The organism is Rhodococcus sp. AD45-ID (assembly GCF_003023755.1).
GTDB lineage: Bacteria > Actinomycetota > Actinomycetes > Mycobacteriales > Mycobacteriaceae > Rhodococcus_F > Rhodococcus_F globerula.
In genome coordinates this window covers 3,175,248-3,193,542 of record NZ_PYHL01000001.1, presented here as the reverse complement: position 1 = coordinate 3,193,542, position 18,295 = coordinate 3,175,248, and the positions used below count along the sequence as shown (strand labels likewise).

General features: G+C 59.9%; 12 protein-coding genes and 1 pseudogene. 4 read left to right on the top strand and 9 right to left on the bottom strand.

Annotated features, from left to right (window positions below; all coding sequences use genetic code 11):
- Window position 1 precedes the first annotated feature (1 nt).
- The 3 genes from brxC to C7T36_RS14675 are packed head-to-tail and all read right to left on the bottom strand — an operon-like array spanning window position 2 to window position 4,778.
- Window positions 2–3,523 (bottom strand): BREX system P-loop protein BrxC, encoded by a 3,522-nt coding sequence (brxC, locus tag C7T36_RS14685; RefSeq protein WP_045066308.1) that lies wholly within the window; start codon window positions 3,521–3,523, stop codon window positions 2–4.
- Window positions 3,524–3,525: 2 nt separating this feature from the next.
- The gene (locus C7T36_RS14680; protein WP_045066306.1) at window positions 3,526–4,149 is read right to left on the bottom strand and encodes a DUF1788 domain-containing protein; all 624 of its coding nucleotides are present in this window, start codon (window positions 4,147–4,149) and stop codon (window positions 3,526–3,528) included.
- Window positions 4,146–4,778 (bottom strand): DUF1819 family protein, encoded by a 633-nt coding sequence (locus C7T36_RS14675; RefSeq protein ID WP_045066305.1) that lies wholly within the window; start codon window positions 4,776–4,778, stop codon window positions 4,146–4,148. Before C7T36_RS14675 ends, C7T36_RS14680 begins: the two co-directional genes overlap by 4 nt.
- 519 nt (window positions 4,779–5,297) lie before the next feature.
- Here C7T36_RS14675 and C7T36_RS14670 point away from each other — a divergent pair.
- Window positions 5,298–5,636 (top strand): hypothetical protein, encoded by a 339-nt coding sequence (locus tag C7T36_RS14670; protein WP_045066302.1) that lies wholly within the window; start codon window positions 5,298–5,300, stop codon window positions 5,634–5,636.
- A 14-nt stretch (window positions 5,637–5,650) separates the two neighbouring features.
- Window positions 5,651–7,732, top strand: a complete 2,082-nt coding sequence (locus C7T36_RS14665) for a DUF3883 domain-containing protein (protein WP_146153439.1) — start codon at window positions 5,651–5,653, stop codon at window positions 7,730–7,732.
- Window positions 7,733–8,034: 302 nt separating this feature from the next.
- On the opposite strand, the gene C7T36_RS14660 is transcribed toward C7T36_RS14665, so the two are convergent.
- The 3 genes and pseudogenes from C7T36_RS14660 to C7T36_RS14645 form a co-directional block, all read right to left on the bottom strand.
- Window positions 8,035–8,361: a hypothetical protein gene (locus tag C7T36_RS14660; protein ID WP_045066298.1), complete on the bottom strand. Its 327-nt coding sequence runs from the start codon at window positions 8,359–8,361 to the stop codon at window positions 8,035–8,037.
- A gap of 760 nt (window positions 8,362–9,121) precedes the next feature.
- Window positions 9,122–9,857, bottom strand: a pseudogene (locus tag C7T36_RS14650) (lysophospholipid acyltransferase family protein).
- Between the two features lie 4 nt (window positions 9,858–9,861).
- Window positions 9,862–10,617 (bottom strand): 1-acyl-sn-glycerol-3-phosphate acyltransferase, encoded by a 756-nt coding sequence (locus C7T36_RS14645; protein ID WP_045066842.1) that lies wholly within the window; start codon window positions 10,615–10,617, stop codon window positions 9,862–9,864.
- 167 nt (window positions 10,618–10,784) lie between these two features.
- Here C7T36_RS14645 and C7T36_RS14640 point away from each other — a divergent pair, with 167 nt between their 5' ends.
- Complete coding sequence (locus C7T36_RS14640; protein ID WP_045066296.1) at window positions 10,785–12,332, top strand: MBL fold metallo-hydrolase; 1,548 nt, start codon at window positions 10,785–10,787, stop codon at window positions 12,330–12,332.
- An 86-nt stretch (window positions 12,333–12,418) separates the two neighbouring features.
- Here C7T36_RS14640 and C7T36_RS14635 read toward each other — a convergent pair whose 3' ends face one another.
- From C7T36_RS14635 to C7T36_RS14625, 3 genes are all read right to left on the bottom strand, one after another.
- Window positions 12,419–15,052: an Ig-like domain-containing protein gene (locus C7T36_RS14635; protein WP_052683450.1), complete on the bottom strand. Its 2,634-nt coding sequence runs from the start codon at window positions 15,050–15,052 to the stop codon at window positions 12,419–12,421.
- Between the two features lie 343 nt (window positions 15,053–15,395).
- The gene (gene serS / locus C7T36_RS14630) at window positions 15,396–16,649 is read right to left on the bottom strand and encodes a serine--tRNA ligase (RefSeq protein ID WP_033235171.1); all 1,254 of its coding nucleotides are present in this window, start codon (window positions 16,647–16,649) and stop codon (window positions 15,396–15,398) included.
- Between the two features lie 67 nt (window positions 16,650–16,716).
- On the bottom strand, window positions 16,717–17,112 hold the full coding sequence (locus C7T36_RS14625; RefSeq protein WP_045066295.1) for an ankyrin repeat domain-containing protein: 396 nt from the start codon (window positions 17,110–17,112) through the stop codon (window positions 16,717–16,719).
- 70 nt (window positions 17,113–17,182) lie between these two features.
- On the opposite strand from C7T36_RS14625, the gene C7T36_RS14620 reads away from it, so the two are divergent.
- The gene (locus C7T36_RS14620) at window positions 17,183–18,292 is read left to right on the top strand and encodes a septum formation family protein (RefSeq protein WP_033235173.1); all 1,110 of its coding nucleotides are present in this window, start codon (window positions 17,183–17,185) and stop codon (window positions 18,290–18,292) included.
- Window positions 18,293–18,295 lie beyond the last annotated feature (3 nt).

Below are 18,295 nucleotides of genomic sequence, written 5' to 3'. Positions count from 1 at the left end.
ACTACAGAGTGATGCGTTTGTTGTCGTTGATCGTCGCGAGCAAAGTCTCGCGAAGTTGATCAAGATAGGCGTCGACCTGCGCCTCGGTTTCGAGCACCCCACCCGCTCCCGGCAAAGAGAGTTTCCTGATCGAAATGCTCTGTCTTGCAGGAGGTGTCGAGACCCTCGGAGCCTTCGACTCGTCGTCTCCCGGAACCTCCTGCTCTGGGACTGGTGCAGCCTTTCCAGCCTCAAGCTCGTCGAGAATCGCGGGATAGATCGTGTCGTCAAACTGCGCAGCAAGGTGACGGATCGCAGGGATCTGCATCTCCTGCTGGACGCGTGCCAATATCTGCTCGGCCTTGCGAGTCACCGACTGGCGAGCCGCCTCCGTCGCGTCCGCGTACGCGGCGCTTACCGGAACCTGCTTCCAGTAGTCGTCGATCTTGGCCGTCGCAGCGACGCGTTCTGCGGTGATCACAGCCCCGAGCTGCTCCCGCAAGGTCGTAACTGCGCTCCCGAGCTTTGTGGTTCTATTGCCGCGAAATAGCTGGGCATCTTCTAGCGCGGTCTCGATCCCGTCGGCGACTCCGGCTTCCAAGTAGGCGATGTTGGTACTGTTCGCCTGCATGAACGAGCGGGCTCCGTCGTAGATGCTTCGCTGATTTCCGTTGAGGAACGACTTGATCGGATCGATCAGGTTGTCCTTAGCATCGAGCAGGTCGTCGGCACCGTCGAAATGCTCGACGAACCAGGCCACCGGATTGCTGCTCAGCTCCGCGAGCAGCCCGATCGGTTCGTCGAGCTGGTCGATGAACGGGTAGGTGGCGGCGCCCGCACGCAGTGCCTTCAGCTCGGCGAGTTTCGCTTCGAGACGTTCTTTGCCGACGCGGCCGAGTTCGGCTACATCTTTCGTGACGGAGCCGTCGTCGGTGAAGTCGATGATGAACTTGCGGAACAGGTTCACGATCTTTTGTTCGTAGACGCGCTGCGGGGCGACGATCAGTTTTGGGTAGCGCTGGGTGTTGCGCAGCGCCCCGGTGATCTCCGTCCGGGCGATTGTCTTGCCGTCGACCTGGATCTCGATCTTCGTCTGTCCTGCGAGATAGGCCACCATGGCGGCGATGGACCATTGGTCCCAGCCGTACGGCTTGGTGGTGTAACGCTCGATGAGTTGCTTCATCGTGACCATCTCGTGCCGCTTTCCGCGCATCTCCAGATGACCGAGCAGGTCGCCTGCGGGGACATCGAGGATGCTGTGGGTGTCCTCGAACATGCCCTCGGCCGGGCTCACCAGTCCGCTTAGGCTCTGCTCGCTGAAGGTCTTACCGCCGAGCATGCCGAGGTTGGTGTAGGTGGCGGAGATGACCTTGCCGAAGCCGTCGTTGATGCGAGTCTGCGCATCCGTCGAGGTCACGTCGAGGACCCCGGCGTTGTGGATCAGGGTCGCTGCCCCGACCGCTGTCCGCAGACGTTCGACAATTTCCTTTTCCCGCTCAGCATTCTGGGTGCCCTTCTCGCTGAGGATCCTGGTCTCGCTCGCGGTGCGACTGGACCCCTGAGCGCGCTTGACGTACTTCTCCGTCTTCAGGAGCAGGCGCAGGTCGGCGAGGATTCGGTTCGCTTCTGCCGGGAGTGCGACTCGGAGTTCGTCGAGCCCCGCGCTCTGCATCTTGATTTGCTCCAGACTGAAATCGGTCTCGGGGCTGATAAAGTGCAGCGACAGCTCGTGCTGCTTGCCGTACGAGACCCCGTCGAGCTTGTAGCCGAACGAGAAGTTCTGGCCGTTCTTGGCAGTGACCTTCGTGGCCTTGACGACCGACTCGGCGAGCAGCTTGTTGAGTTTCGCGGAGGCCTCGGAGCTGTCGATGTCGACGTCCTTGATTTCCTGCTCGATCTTCTGCTCTTCGTTGGTCAGATAGTCGTACAGGTCGCCATTGCGCTGAATGTAGGTCTGCGCCTCCAGTGTGTTTAGCGCCTCGATGACATCTTTGCCGAGCTGGGTCAGATCGGTACCGAAGCGGTCGTAGACCAGCACAGTGAGGTTGCGGGGCGTGGCCTTGAAGCTGTCGACGTACTTCACCAAGAACAGCGCTTTGAGCAACCGCACCGCAAGCTGGCTGAGCTTGCCGCCGTCGCAGGCGTTCTCGGCGCCCAAGATCGCGCGCTGATTCGCGGCCTTCAGCGATGCCCGGATGCCCTCGAACATCTGGTCGAAGGATGCGAGGGTGCCGAGCGGCTGGTCAGCGAGGCCGGTGGCGACTTCCTGAACGACGCCGAGCATGGAACGCTCACCGACCGAGCTGTTGCGGCCTTCAAAGATATTGTGGTCGCTGATCGACTCGATCGCGGCCTGGAAAAGCGGGAACTGGTAGCCCACAAACGGGTAGGTGCCGACGAAGTGCCGCTCGTCGCGGTAGTTCGGATAATGGCGGCCCTCGACGAAGTCGAACAGGGTCTTGAAGTTCGCATGCTCCGCGTCGTAGATCGCCTCGACCTCGGCGCTCGCACCATCGGCCTTGGCCAGGAGACGCTTGCGGATGACCTCCTCGACGTCCTGGCTGGTGAGTTTGAGCCGGTTCTTGAAGCGCGCCTGGATCTTGGAGAAGTCGCTGGCCTGCTGTTTGGTGCGGTCGCCGCCGACCTTCTCCATGTCTTCCTGGGAAGTCACGAAGATCCACGACCGCCCCTGACACTTGGTGGCAAGCGATTCGGCGATGGTCTGGAGGTTGAGCATGAGTTGGGTGTGGGTGCCGATGAACTGGCCGACCTCGTCGACGAAGAAATTCAACCGGTAGCCGTCAGGCTGTTGGCCAAGCCAGGCGGCAACCTCGCCGGCAAAATCTTCGATCGAGACCGAGTAGTTCGCGCTGTACTGGCGGATGATGCCGGGGCTCTCGGAGCCATTGACCTCGGCAAAGGCCTTGTCAATGTTGCCTGCTTCAAGGGCCGTTTGCTCGCGTCCCTGTGACCAGGGGATTCCCGCAATCTGTTCGAAGGCTTCCTGGAAGGCCACGTACTGGTCACGGAAGTCGAGGTCGCGTTCAAAGCGGGCGATGTGTCCTTGGTTGCCGTAGTAGCCGCGGGACTCGTCGAATATCTTCACGAACACCTTCAGTAGGGCGTCGTTCTGGTCCTTCGAGATCAGGGTGGCCTTCTGGTCGATGTTGAACAGCAGGCTCTTCGCGTCGATTCGTTCGGCCTTGTCGATCAACGGCGGCAGGAACGCGTCGTCAGCCTTTGTCCGAAATTGGGTGCAGACCTCGGTGCGCGGGTAGTCGTGGCCTTCGATGTCGCCGAGCAGGTGGGCCAGCATCTTCAACAGGTGCGACTTACCGGAGCCGAAGAAACCGGAGATCCACACGCCGTTCGCGTTCGTGTAGTTCGTGTACGCCTCCAGTACCTGCTCGACGCCCTTGGCGGCCTCGTTGGTGAGGACATACTCCTCCACCTCAGTAGCGAGTTGGGAGGTGTCGTCAGCCTTGATGACGCCCTCAATCGAGCGGTCGATCGGCTTGGCGAAGATCTCGTTGATCACGGTCATGCTTATGTCTCCTGCTCGAGGATGTCCTTGGCCCGGTAATAGCTGTCGCTCGCGCCAAGGTTCAATGCGCGGAGCTGGTGGCCGGTCGACCGGGTGAACTCGTACGTGCCCGGGAACCACGCCAACATCGGGCGACCCACGACCACGCTCTGCAAGTTCTCCAGCACCGTGTGTGTACGGATAAACGGAAACACCTCACCGATCCCGGTGAGGAAGACCACGGTTGCGTTCGGTTCAGTTCCCGGCTCAGTGTCGAGCCGAGCTCGGATCGCCGGAGCGAGGTGATCGTGCGGGTCGAGCATGCCCTGAAGCAACTCGCGGAAGTCCGCCTTGTCCATCGTCGACTCCGCTTGGAGAACTCTGTCCCAGACGCCTCGTTCGTTGAGGAGTTCGACGGAAAGGTCATACAGGTTGATCTCGATCACGCTGATGCCGTCATCGCTCTGGAGCTTCGTGGTGACTCGGTCGCGCATACCGTCGACGTCGAGGGCCCAGGCAGGCGGAAAGTGATAGATAAAGAAGGGAACTTCCTTGGAGAGGCCCTCCATCCTCAAGAACCGGTCGCTACGCAACACGTCATATACGTGCTTCTCTTCGTGGGTGAGGTTTCGTTGGGTTGTTCTCATCGCTGCACCTGGTTGCCTGAGGATGTGAATGGTGTGATCATCGGAAAGAATCGGAGGTCGCTGGGCGTGCGGCGGTCCAGCACCTCGATGACGCGCCCGGAGATCACGGCGGGGATGATGTGGCCGGCGGCGGTATGCAGACCTGCCTCGCGGAGCATCCGGAACAACGTCTGGCGAAGCTTCTGTCTCGTCGACGACTTCAGTCCGTCGAGCTCGGGGTGCCACAGGCTCTTACCGGTGATGAACCGGTTGAAGACCTCGGCGTCGAGCGTCGGCGTCATCAGAAGGAAACGCTCGCGCAGCACCTCTTCGGCAAAGTCGCCGATCAGCGCGTAACGGCGACAGGCCGCAGCCCACATCAGGTGGTGCTGCTCCGTAGGGCTTCCCTCGACAAGCAGTTCGATCTCGTCATCGCCGAGCGCCGCGAGTCGCTGAACGGTCTCGCGGGTGACCCTGATGAGTGATGAGGTAGTGCGGGCCTGCAACAAGTTGCCGTCGACAACTCGGACACGGGTCGCCCTCCAGTCGCGAGACTCGAGGTATATCGCTGCGACGGACTCACCCTCGCGGGCGAGTAGGCCACCACTGGTGAACGACAATGCATAGCGCGATTGCGCTTCGTCAGTCACGTGGTGCAAGGCCTCCCTTCCTGTCCTCAGAACAGCACACAGACTATCGGGTGCCTGCGGTAATCCTGGCGGTCGGCCCGCAGGCTGAGATCTTCCCCCGCTGCGCGTCCGGTTGTCGACTTCGCTGGCGCGATGCTCCCGGCGCCTGCGTGCGATAGGTCACCCGTAGGTCTCGGTTGCGATGAAGCCGGTTATGGACTTTCGCGTTGTAGCTGATGGTGATGGTGCGGTCGTCGGCGTTCTTGCCGGTATCGGGGTCTCTTCCTTCTTGCCCACTTCGTCTTCGATACTCGGACGTCTCACGGCCTTCTGCCGAGAAGCCTGAATTGGGTTTCAGATGACCGTCGAAAGCGGAAGCGACAGTAAGTCCCTCTTCTGAGAACCTGACATACCAGTCGGTCATATTTCGCTTACTCGCGATACGATCACGCGGTCTGCATCGGCAGGCGCGCACATCACTGAGACCCGCACGAGTCCCTAAATGTCGCATCCAACCAAACTTGACCAACGAGAGTGGAAATGGCAAAAGACATCATCATCGAAGTAACTGACCGCATCGAACGCATGGATGCACTTGAGGAACGTCTAGGGGTTTCCCTCGAAGCCATGTATGCCGTCTACACGAAGACTAGCTACTCAAGCGGAGTACGCGTTAACTTTGATGTCATCGCCCCATCCGGACAGATCGATAGTTCCTTAAAGGTCGTCATATCTGCCTACAACCAAAATGGTCAGCTAGTGGCTACAGACTACACTCGGATCAGCGAGAGCAGTTTCATCGGGTTTGAATCCTGTAGCGAAAGCCTGGATTGCGACGGTCCTCCATCAAAGATTCGTGTTTACCCAACGAATTCGTAGAGGAAGCAGCGTTCGTGAGCATACTCAGCACTGTGCGTCAGGAACTTCTCACTGAGGCGAGAAATTCTCCACAACTTCTATCGGATATGGCTGGCCTGGAACGATATGTGGCCGAGTCGTATTCGACCCGAGCCTTCATCGAAATACTCCAGAATTCCGACGACGCCGGTGCTGACCGTGTTGCCTTTGCCAGGGGCGACGATTGGGTCATCTGCGCCAATTCAGGAAGACCCTTTAACCTCAACGACTTTCGTTCGTTGTGCAGAAGCGCCTCATCCAGTAAGTCACGAGGACAAGGCATTGGATATCGTGGCATAGGATTCAAGTCGGTGGTTGGGATTGCCGATCGAGTTCACCTGATCAGCAATCAACTACAAGCAACATTCTCCCGGGACCTGACCCAGAATCTAATTGGAGAGCCAGCGCCGGTACCCCTGATCCGAATCCCACATCCGCTCACGATCGACGCCAACTCAGCCCAACTGACTGCCGCGAATCGGATGATTGAAAAAGGTTTCCCGACCGTATTCATCATGGAAGGTCTCAATCAGGATCAAGTAGCAGAGGAATTCGCGCGATTCGACTCCGACTATCTACTATTCTTGAATCATGTCGCCTCAGTTGAGCTTCAAGATTCGTCTGAGGTTCGCTTTCAGTGTCACCGTCAACTCTTAACTGCCGAATCGGCGATTCTCAACATATTCGCACCAACCAGATCTGAGAAGTGGAAGGTTGAGCGACGCCGAGACATCGCCATCGCATTCTCAATGGATGGCGAGCGCGTCGTTCCCCTACGTGCAGATGAATCCATTGCACATGCATACCTTCCAACGCTAGAACAGTCGGGATTCGGCATTCGAGTAAATGGCGATTTCAGCACCGACCCGTCGCGGACTCGAATAACCCTCGACGATCACACTGCAATTCAGATCGACTCGATCGCAGCGGTGATTAGTGAACGAATCCTTTCGACTATGGAGTCTCCCGACGATGCAAGCTCCGAAATGCTCGCTTGCCTTTCTCCGAACGTAGATGACGTCGCACTAAAATTTCAGAAACGCAGTTTTCGATCAGAACTCCTGAACAATGTCTCGGAACGCCTTCGCCCACTCCAGAGCCGACTTCACCTCGCACCCATCTGGCTCAACGATAACGACGCTGCGGCAGTCTCGATAGCCCCAGAAGGCCGTAGAATGATCGCCCAATCCGCAGCCGATGTATCGGCGGCCGTCAAGATCGCGAAATTTGCCGGCGTCAAGACCGCGTCAACCCAGGAACTACTTGCCTCAGCGGCATGCGGATCGATGACAAGCACTGGCTGTGCTGAATTGATCAGTCACGTCATCAAGAGCCTCGTCCCCATTGGCGTTTCTGTCGAGGAGCTGATTTCGTCGAATGTTTGGTTCGCAGACGACGGGCCTCATGAGCTGATCGAAATAGTGGCATCCGGTTCGACAATCTCGGCCCACTTCTTAGAGTCTCTCAAGAGCTGCGGAACCGACGTTATCTCGATCCAGAGGCGTGTCGGCCGATACATGGAGAAGGAAGGGCTGGCAAAGGCACTTGGAACCAGTATTGCCGCAGATAATTTCGTTACATCTGGAAATCCTGAATACGCAACCCCGAATGTGATGGCCTCCGACCCACTAGGCGATTCGCTTCAACACTTTCGCAATGTTTCGATCGCTCGCGGAAGCCGAATCGCAACGACACGAAATGCTTCTGCATGGCGTTCTGCCGAACTTTGTGTGTTGGGGCTACTCACTGACCTCGGATACGAAGCCGAAGACCATAGTCGACAGAATCTTGGCTACGACCTTCTGGCGACGTATGACTCAAAACAGTATTTTGTAGAAGTAAAGTCCATCAATTACGCGGGCCAACCTTTCTCATTGACCCCCAACGAAGACTCCTTCGCGAGGGACTCCCCGGACAGATACATTTTGGCGCTCGTTCTCCGCGCTACGGACACTACTTTTGTGCAGTTCCTCCGCAATCCACGAACTCAACTCGAATTCACGAAACAATGCCGCCAGTGGTCCTGGGAGTGCAGTCAATACGAGTTCGAAGCTGACTACGAACTCACTGAACCGTGACAGACTTTCCAAGAGCCACAGCCTCGGCGGCCGATTCGGTCCAGATTTTCGATCTCTCCAACACGTGTTTCATAAATGACCCCTTAACGAACGTAGGGAACGATCTTCGGCGAGCTGGCCGAAGATATGTTCCGAAACCCGTGTCCAAAACGGATGATTCATTACATGGGTTGTCGGTGAGTTCTGGAACGCTGCTGCCTGCAGTATTCGCGCGGTTTCTCCTCGGTTAGTGTGTGACTCTCGGAATTATTTGGCACGTTCTTCCCTGAATTATTTGGCACGGTGATAGCCGTCAGACACTCTCACCTTGGGATCCTCAGTCGAGTAGGAGGCGGGAGGTATCTCGGGCCTCTCACTGTGTTGAGATCCGCCAACCCGGCATCCTCAGAGCCTCCGAACAACTCCTCGACGCGGCGACTGTTCAGAAAACCACTGATCAACTGCCACAGTTCATCCGCGAATGCCGGGGCGTCTGGACCGACCAAGCGAAACAAGAACACGAACGCATCATCATCATCGAGCGCGGCCACGATGCCGTGCTCGGCGATCGCCCCCGCATCATCGGGGTACACCCCACCCAGGAACTCCAGCCCATGCAGATAATCGTCGAGGTACCTGTTCGGGCGCATCCCCTCATTCTTCCATCATGATCACTCCTGCAAGATCGGCAAGCCGGACCCACGTCGTGGGCGATCGGTTGTCTCGTTCTTCTTCGAGCGTCATCGTGTCAGTCTCACCGATCCGACGTCGTTCATTGGGAGATGCAATCAAATCGACAGGCAGCAACCGAAACGAGCTGAGAGCAATTCTGCGGGTTTGGGTGTGCGTTTTGACCATCGTCATACCGGACGATCGCAAACGCACTTCTGTGTGAAATTGACGTGGGCAAATTCTCGCACGTTCGTCCGGTTTATGCGTCCGTTGGATTCATCCGGCATGGCATAGTTTCTAGCGGACGATCGGTGTGCAGGACGTCGTGAACGGCGAAAATCCGAGTGCAATGAAGACCGGCTTTACGCGCGCCTGAGTACAGCCGCCCAGGACTCGTCGATTCACGTTGCATTCCTAGCCAAGGAAGGGGTCGGCGATCACGCCGCTCCAAGGCTCAACAGTGCGATCAACACGGTCCGGTGACGACGACGTCTCTGCGCGGCAGGACTTGATCGTCTTGCTCGCCTGCGCAGACACCAAAAGAGGCAGTCAAGAGGTTGGCGAGGCAAAGGCGGCGCAGTGTCGATCAACGGGAAAATATACGACCCAACCGATTCGATGGGCGATATGTTCTTCGGCATCCTCCGCCTGATGACCGAATTGAAGTCGACCTAGTCCGGGGTAGCGGCGCCGAATGGAGATCGAAATGCGGACGTAACGGATCCGTGGCGCGTTCGCTCAACGCCCTCGCTTCGCCCGTTCCGCCACATCCATGGCCGCAGCTTCCTCCGGAGTAGGCGCCCCTCCCCCGAGCCGACGCGGCACCCCAGTACCCACCAGGATCATGAGCAAACCCATCCTGAACGTGATGCAAGATGGCGTCCATCTCGATCCGCAGAATCTCAGTGAGCGCATCCGCCGGCTCTACCGGATCAATGGGCGCCCCAACTTCAACGGAGATCGGAAAATGGTTGCGGCCCAAATTCTTCGGTCCGCCTTTTGTCACCAACCGCTGCGCACCCCATACGATCACGGGAATGATTGGCACATTCGCTTCGATGGACATCCGGGCAGCACCGGACTTGAATTCCTTGATCTCGAAGCTCCGGCTGATTGTCGCCTCGGGATACACGCCCACCAATTCACCACGACCCAGTGCGTCGACGCCGACTTGAAAGGCTTCAGCACCCGCCGAGCGATCCACTTCGATGACGCCACATCCGCGCATGAGGAACGCGAGAACCTTGTTGTTCGCCAATTCTGTTTTGGCCATCACCCGAAGCTTCCGCTTCGACTCGCGCACGGCAAGGGCCGCTTGGATGAAGTCCAGGTAGCTCGTGTGGTTGATCGCGATCACCGCTCCGCCGACACGCGGAACGTTCTCGGTGCCGGTTCGGGTGACCGCCAAACCCTGTAGACGGCAGAGAACACGCGCGGTGGTCTCGACTGCCGTGTATACGGGTTCGGCGGTCACGGGCTCAGCCTTCCGACTTGCGGGCCTCGCGTGCTTTTGCCTTGGCCTCGGCTTCTTCGGCATCCATCTTGTCTGCCTGTTCGAGGGTGGGCGCACTGCCACCCAATCGTGCGGGTACCCAGTACTCGCCTGCGGGATGCTGGTAGCCCTTCTGAGCTTCGAGCAGCAGTTCCTGCATCGTCGTGCGCAGTTTGGCCGTCAGCTCACTGGCCGGTTCGAAAGGCTGGATGGGCTCGCCGACGGCAATGGAGATCGGAGTATTGGTGCGGCCCAACCGCTTCGGGTAGCCCTTGGTCCACACGCGCTGTGCACCCCAGATCGCGACGGGAATGATGGGAACACCGGCCTCGATGGCCATGCGGGCAGCGCCGGACTTGAATTCCTTGATCTCGAAGCTCCGACTGATCGTGGCTTCCGGATACACACCGACCAGTTCGCCGCGCTTGAGGAAGTCGACGGCCGCCTTGTAGGAATCGGCGCCGGCACCACGATCGACGGGGATGTGCTTGAGGGCTCGCATGATGGGCCCGGAAATCTTGTTGTCGAAAACTTCCTTCTTGGCCATGAACCGGATGTACCGCTTCGGGGTGCGCGCCGGCAGACCCGCGTAGGTGAAGTCCATGTACCCGGTGTGGTTGATCGCGATCACCGCACCACCGGTTGCGGGGATATTCCGATCACCCTGAACCGAGAACTTCAGGCCTTCGAACGCGAAGACGGTACGGGCGATGCCGATGACTGTTCTGTATACGGGGTCCACAGGTTCCCAGCCTAGCGGTGAACCCGTGATCTGACCCACCGCGTGGGCGCGTGTTTCCGGTGGTGACGTCGGGTTATCCGCGATGCCCAGGGGTTGCCTGATCGAACCCGCCGCGCGGAGGGCCTACCCTGGTACCGTCGCTCAGCACATTTTCAGGAGGCATACCAGTGCAGGTCACCAGCGTCGGTCACGCCGGATTCCACATTCAGACGGCCGCAGGCTCGATCCTGTGCGATCCGTGGGTCAACCCCGCGTATTTTGCGTCGTGGTTCCCGTTCCCGGATAACTCGGAGTTGGATTGGGACGCCATCGGTAATTGCGATTACCTGTACGTCTCGCACCTTCACAAGGATCATTTCGATCCCGAGAACCTGAGCAAGCATGTCAACAAGGACGCCACGGTCCTGCTGCCGGACTACCCGGTCCCGGACCTCAAGCGTGAGCTCGAGAAGCTCGGTTTCCACAAGTTCTTCGAAACCGAGGATTCCGTCAAGCACACCGTCTCGGGCCCCAAGGGTGACCTCGAGATCATGATCATTGCCCTGCGCGCCCCGGCCGACGGCCCGATCGGCGACTCCGGCATCGTGATTTCCGACGGCGAGACCACCTGCTTCAACATGAACGACGCGCGTCCCGTCGACATGGATGTTCTCGGCGAGCAGTTCGGCAAGATCGACATCCATCTTCTGCAGTACTCGGGCGCCATCTGGTACCCGATGGTGTACGACATCCCGAAGGGCACCAAGCGCAACTTCGGCAAGCAGAAGCGTCAGCGCGGCATGGATCGCTGCCGTAGCTACATCGAGCAGGTCGACGCTACCTGGGTCGTCCCGTCGGCCGGCCCGCCGGTTTTCCTCGACGACGCTCTGCGCGACCTCAACGACGATCACGGCGACGAGGGAAACATCTTCCCCGATCAGATCGTGTTCCTCGAGCAGATGCGCATCCATGGCAATAACGGTGGCCTGCTGATGATCCCCGGCTCCGTCGTCGATATTCACGGCAGCGAAGCTGTTCTGTCCCATCCGATTCCGGATGCAGAGGTCGACAAGATCTTCTCGAACAAGGCCGAGTACATCGAGAACATGGCCCAGAAGATGGCTCCCGTTCTCGCTGCCGAAAAGGCATCGTGGGCACCGGCTGAGGGTGAACCGCTCCTCGAGGCAATCAAGGCGAAGTTCGAGCCGATCATGGCGCAGTCGGACGTCATCTGCGACGGCATCGGCTACCCCGTCGGACTTGTCATGGGCGACGAGACGGTAGTCCTCGACTTCCCGAAGCGACTCGTCCGCGAGCCCATCGACGGTGAAGGCAAGTACCGCTACGGATTCCGCATCGCACCCGAGTTGGTTCGCACCGTCCTGCGCGACGACGAACCCGACTGGGTCAACACCATCTTCCTCTCCACCCGCTTCCAAGCGTGGCGAGTGGGCGGGTACAACGAGTTCCTCTACACATTCTTCAAGTGCCTCACCGACGAACGCATCGCCTACGCCGACGGCTGGTTCTCCGAAGCCCACGACGACACCGCGTCAATCGAGCTGGGCGGTTACGAGATTCAGCGTCGTTGCCCGCACCTGAAGGCCGACCTCACCAAATTCGGTGTGGTGGAAGGCAACAAGCTCACGTGCAACCTGCACGGCTGGCAGTGGGACCTCGAAACCGGCGCCTGCAAGACGTCCAAGGGACACGAGTTGCGCACCCGCAAGCTCTAACCGCTACATAGCCGAAAGTGGGGCTGCAGGTCGTCAGACCTGCAGCCCCACTTCATGTTACGGATGACGAAAGTTCATCTTCTGCCCTACGAGCCGAAGATGTTACCCAGCGAACCCGATCCACCGGTTTCCGTCTCCGCTTCGGTGACGTTGATCGTCGATCCGGTAGATTCCGACGCCTTCATCCCGGGACCACCGCTGAACACCGCAGTGATCGAACGATTACCCGCAGTGGCGAAGGTGTGATCAAGAACAGCAACTCCGTTGACCACGTCCACCGCTGCACCCAACGGCAGATTGCCCTCGAAGAACTGCACTGTGCCAACGCTGCCCAGCGGAGACACATTGGCCTTCAACTGAACACTTTTACCCACAACACCTGAGGCCGGCACATTCAACGTTGTCGTCGTATCCACATCAGTCGGCGCTACAACAGTCACATTGACAGTCTCCGCATTCGACGTCGAGCCGGCCAACGTACCGGAACCGCTGTACACCGCGGTCACCGTCAACGTGCCGACGGCGTTGAACGTATGCGGCAACATCGCTGCACCGTTGACTACCGGAACCGAACCAACGCTGACACCGTCAACCTTGAAGTCGACCGTGCCGCCTGACGGAGCCGGATCACCTGAAGGCTGACCAGCAACCGCAGCGGAAAGATCCAGTTCCACACCGACCTTCGCTTCACCGGCAACACTGAGCACGGTTGTCGAAGTCGTGTCGACAACCACTGCATCAGACACCGTCACCGTCGACGGACCAGCGCTCGACGCCACAAAACCCGCACCCGAGAAGTCCGCCGTCACCGACTGCACACCCGCAGCAGCAAACGTGTGCGACAGCGTCGCAACACCATTCGACACCACAGCAGTACCAACCTCGACACCGCCAACCTTGAACGACACCGAACCCACAGCGGAAGCCGGAGCAACCGTCGCCGTCAAATCAACAGCAACATCCGTCGTCGCAACAGACGGAACCGTCAAACCCAGCGTCGTATCAACGTCAACCGGAACCGGATCAGAGACCGTCACCGTCGACGGACCCGCACTCGACGCCACAAAACCCGCACCCGAGAAATCAGCCGTCACCGACTGCACACCAGCAGCAGCAAACGTGTGCGACACAGTCGCAACACCATTCGACACAGATGCAGAACCAACCTCGACACCACCAACCTTGAACGACACCGAACCCACCGCAGAAGCCGGAGCAACCGTCGCCGTCAAATCAACAGCAACACCCGTCGTCGCAACAGCCGGAACCGTCAAACCCAGCGTCGTATCAACGTCAACCGGAGCCGGATCAGAGACCGTCACCGCCGACGGGCCCGCACTCGACGCCACAAAACCAGCACCCGAGAAATCAGCCGTCACCGACTGCACACCAGCAGCAGCAAACGTGTGCGACAGCGTCGCAACACCATTCGACACCACAGCAGTACCAACCTCGACACCGCCAACCTTGAACGACACCGAACCCACAGCGGAAGCCGGAGCAACGGTCGCCGTCAAATCGACAGCATCACCCGTCGTCGCGGCAGCCGGAACCGTCAAACCAAGCGTCGTATCAACATCAGGCGGAGCCAAGACGGTCACAGTGACCGGAGTTGAGATCGGACCGACACCAACAGCATTCGCCGCAACGGCAGTCACGGTCAGGGTGCCGACCTCGCTGGTGACGATGTCACAGCTGAAAGCACCGGCAGCACCAGCGGTAGCCTTGCACGTCTTCTCACCAGCTATGACCGTGACCTCCGAATTGGCCTCAGCAGTCCCGGAAACCGTCACAGTGCCGCCGACAACAACAGATGTCGGGTTCACGGTGACTGCGGTCGGCGCCGCAGGGGCGGTCGGCGCAGCTGCCACAGTTCCGGTCTGCGCGGTCGAGGTCGATACTGCGTTGGTGGCGTCGCTGAGGTACTTCGCGGTGATCGAGTACGGCTGGCCCGCGTCCGCGCCGGACGGAGTCCACGCGTAGGTAGCGGTGCCGTTGGCGATCGTGCCGGTACCAAGGGGGTTGTCGTTGTTGAAGAAGGCGACGTCGCCGGCGGCACCTGTTGTGACGGTGGCCGTCAGAGTCGAGGCCCGATCGGCCTGCGGTGCAGGCGCTACGGCGAGGGTGGTCTGCGTCGCAGCCTTTGCAACTGTGATCGACGGACCCGTATTGGCGGTTTCAGAGCCCGTACCCTGGTTCGCGCTGATGCCGGCGCCCGTTATCAGGGCGACGTCGCGGGCACAGTTCTGGCCGACGGTGTACTTGACCGTGTAGTCGATGTTCCGATTGGCGGCGCTGCGGATCCACGATCCTGTCATGCTCACAGATGTGGAGGTCGAACTCGTACCGACGCCATTTCCGGCGACTTTTGACGAATCCACGACGTAGGTGAGGCAGTCCGGGTGAATGTCCTTGAAGGCACTGATGGTCGGAGCGAGACCACCGTTCCAACGGATGTTGTTCGTGACGGTAATTGTCTCGCCGGGGACGGGCGTACCGTTGCTGATCGTTCGGTTGAATGTCCAACTGCCTGACGCCGTCGATGTGCTCACGGGCGCAGCGGACGCCGTCATGACGCCGAACGTCGTGGCGAAGCCCACCGCCATCGCTGCGGTGCTGACGCCGGCTAACAACCGACGTAACTTCTTGTCTTTCATGTGCTTCGAGCCCTCTCTTGCGATGCGCTGACTGGACGGAACAACCGCCGCAGCCAGTGCCACAGCAGCAGTTGAGCCAATCCGAATCTGCTTTGCGCAGCAGAAGGGAAGCCCACCCAGCGAGCCGACATTTTGGTTAGGAACTGTTGATCAAAAGTTGAATCACAGAGTAGCTAGAAAACTGCTACCTGTATCAGTTTTGGTAAGACGGACGTCCAATAAGGAACAAAATGTTGCTGACCACCGTCTTGGATGAGCTAAGAAGGCCGAAATAGACAAGAGCGCGGCTGCAGCCCCGCTCTGTGAGAAACGACTACCCCCAAGCCGAATACACCCGGCCGGGCAGAAAAAGCAGCCGAGGCCGCGACAAAATCGTCGCGGCCTCGGCTTTTCAGCTAGGAAGAAGTCAGCGCAACACATCCGTGCCGACAAACGGAACCAGTGCTGCCGGCACGCGAACGGTGCCGTCGGCCTGCTGGTGGTTTTCGAGGATCGACACAATCCAGCGCGTCGTGGCGAGGGTTCCGTTGAGGGTGGCAGCCGTCTGCGGCTTGCCGTTCTCGTCGCGGTACCGAACGCTCAACCGTCGCGCCTGGAACGTGGTGCAGTTGGAGGTCGAGGTCAGCTCGCGGTACGCCTGCTGCGTCGGAACCCATGCCTCGCAGTCGAACTTACGGGCAGCCGAGGAACCGAGGTCTCCGCCGGCAACGTCGATGACGCGGTACGGAATCTCCATGGCGTCCAACATGTCCCGCTCCCAACGCAGGAGACGCTGATGCTCGGCGTCGGCGTCCTCCGGTCGGCAGTATGTGAACATTTCGACCTTGTCGAACTGGTGGACGCGGATGATGCCGCGGGTGTCCTTGCCGTAGCTGCCCGCTTCGCGGCGGAAGCACGAGGACCAACCGGCGTAGCGCTTCGGGCCTTCGTTCAGCTCGAGAATTTCACCCGAGTGGTAACCGGCCATCGGAACCTCGGAGGTGCCGACGAGGTAGAGGTCGTCTTCCTCGAGGTGGTAGATCTCGTCGGAGTGAGCGCCGAGGAAGCCGGTACCGGCCATGATCTCGGGGCGCACGAGCACCGGCGGAATCATCATCGTGAAGCCGTTGGAGATAGCCTTCTGCGCCGCGAGCTGCAGCAGTCCGAGCTGGAGCATCGCGCCGTACCCGGTCATGAAGTAGAAACGCGAACCCGAGACCTTCGCGCCGCGCTCCATGTCGATGAGGTTGAGCGATTCACCGAGCTCGAGGTGATCCTTCGGCTCGAAGTCGAACGAAGGAATGTCGCCGACAGTCTCGAGGACGATGTAGTCGTCTTCGCCGCCGGCGGGAGCGCCCTCCTGCACGACGTTGGAGATCGCGCGATGGGCAGCGTCGAGCGCGGCCTGAGCCTCGTGCTGCGCGGCTTCGGCTTCCTTGACCTTGGCCGCAAGTTCCTTGGACCCCGCGAGCAGTGCGGGACGCTCCTCCGGAGATGCCTGACCGACCTTCTTGCCGAACGCCTTCTGCTCGGCGCGGAGGTTGTCTCCGGTCAGCACAGCGGCGCGTCGGGACGCGTCGGCTTCGAGCAGAGCGTCGACCAGTCCGGGATCTTCTCCACGGGTGCGCTGCGACTCGCGGACGATTTCGGGATTCTCGCGGAGGAACTTGAGGTCAATCACGACTAGGAACTTTACCCACTCACCCCAGGTAGCCAACGGTCACGTCCGCGGCCGCTCCGGGCGACGCTCAGGATTCGAGGAGGGAAAGATAGTCCTCGCGTCCGAACATCCGGGCCGCGTCGATAGCGCTCGGATGCCCGCCGCGCGGGTCGGCTCCCCCGCTCACCAGTGCTTTTACGACGGCGTCCTCACCCTTGAAGACGGCACCGGCAAGGGGTGTCTGGTTCTTGTCGTTGGCCCGATTGACGTCTGCGTCGCGCTCGATCAGAGCAACGACGGCATCAACGTGGCCGTGATATGCGGCCAACATCACCAGCGTGTCGCCGCTGCTGTTGGTCAGATCCACCGGAATCCCGGCATCGATGTACGACGCCAGAGACGCCGCGTCGCCGGTCCGCGCCATGTCGAAGAGGCGCCCGGCAAGTTCGACGGCTTCGGGTTCGAGCCCGGATTCTTCGGTCATAGTCCATAAAATACCTGCTTCGGACGTAAACGTTTTGCCGTGAAGGTTCGGTACGGCATGGAAAACAGGCATGATGGGATCGATGCCTGAAGACAAGATCGAGAAGCCGTCCGATCCGGCGGGCCCGACGGGCGCGTCGGGGAAGAAAACCGTCTCAGCGCACCGCACCAGACGCGTTCTGGCTGCTGTTGCGGTGGGCGCGGTTGTTGCCGCCATTGCGACAATCGCGATTTCCGGCGGCCTGAACAGTGGCGACAAGCCAGCTGCCACTGTCGGCGGAATCGGCTCTCAGGCCACCAACAAGTCCGCCGAAGAAAACGCCTTCACGTCGGCCGGCGCAGGCGATTGCCTGAACTGGACGCCTGCGACGGCATCCGGTGGCGATCGCACCGACATGTCCATCGTCTCGTGCGACACCGAGCATCGATTCGAAGTTGCCGGCCCGCTCGACTTGTCGGTGTTCCCGGGCGCGGAGTTCGGCCCCGGATCGCGATACCCGGGCGCGCTGCGGTTCGCAGAACTGCGCGACGAGCACTGCACTCCGATCGTGAACTCGTACCTCGGCTCGCGGTTCGACCCGAAGGGCAAGTTCAGCGTCGGACTGATGTTCCCGAGTGAATCATCCTGGACGTCTGGCGACCGTTCGCTGCGCTGTGGTCTGCAGTTCTCGACCACAACCGGTGAACTTCTGCCATTCATCGGCAGGGTTGCCGATCAGGACCAGTCGAATGTCTGGGACGTCGGAACCTGCATCGGCATCAACCAGAATCTCCCGACCGACCCCGTGGATTGCGCGAACCCCCACGCATACGAGGTCATCTCGGTGATCGACCTGGGCACCCAGTTCCCCGCAGGCATGCCGTCGGTCGAGGATCAGGACGCCTATCTCGAAGGCGTCTGCACGCAGGCTGCCAACGAGTACCTGGGTTCAGCCGACGCGTTGCGCGACAAGACACTGACCCTGTTCTGGGACAACATCGCCCTCGAGAGCTGGTTGGCCGGCAGCCGACGCGTCAACTGCTCCGTCGGCACGGAAGTCGCCACCGGCGGGTTCGCGGCCATCACCGGCAGCGCCAAAGGTGAAATCCTGATCAACGGCGCGGCTCCGGTCCCGCCGCCCTCAGCACCGGAAGGTCGGTCAGTGCCGACACCGTTGCCCGGCGCGTCCCCGCCGTCGTAAGCC

Bases quoted from the DNA above. Each gene is read 5' to 3' on its own strand.
- C7T36_RS14625 (WP_045066295.1), bottom strand. From the start codon at position 17,112: ATGACCGAAGAATCCGGGCTCGAACCCGAAGCCGTCGAACTTGCCGGG.
- C7T36_RS14680 (WP_045066306.1), bottom strand. From the start codon at position 4,149: ATGAGAACAACCCAACGAAACCTCACCCACGAAGAGAAGCACGTATAT.
- C7T36_RS14620 (WP_033235173.1), top strand. From the start codon at position 17,183: ATGATGGGATCGATGCCTGAAGACAAGATCGAGAAGCCGTCCGATCCG.
- brxC (WP_045066308.1), bottom strand. From the start codon at position 3,523: ATGACCGTGATCAACGAGATCTTCGCCAAGCCGATCGACCGCTCGATT.
- C7T36_RS14660 (WP_045066298.1), bottom strand. From the start codon at position 8,361: ATGCGCCCGAACAGGTACCTCGACGATTATCTGCATGGGCTGGAGTTC.
- C7T36_RS14670 (WP_045066302.1), top strand. From the start codon at position 5,298: ATGGCAAAAGACATCATCATCGAAGTAACTGACCGCATCGAACGCATG.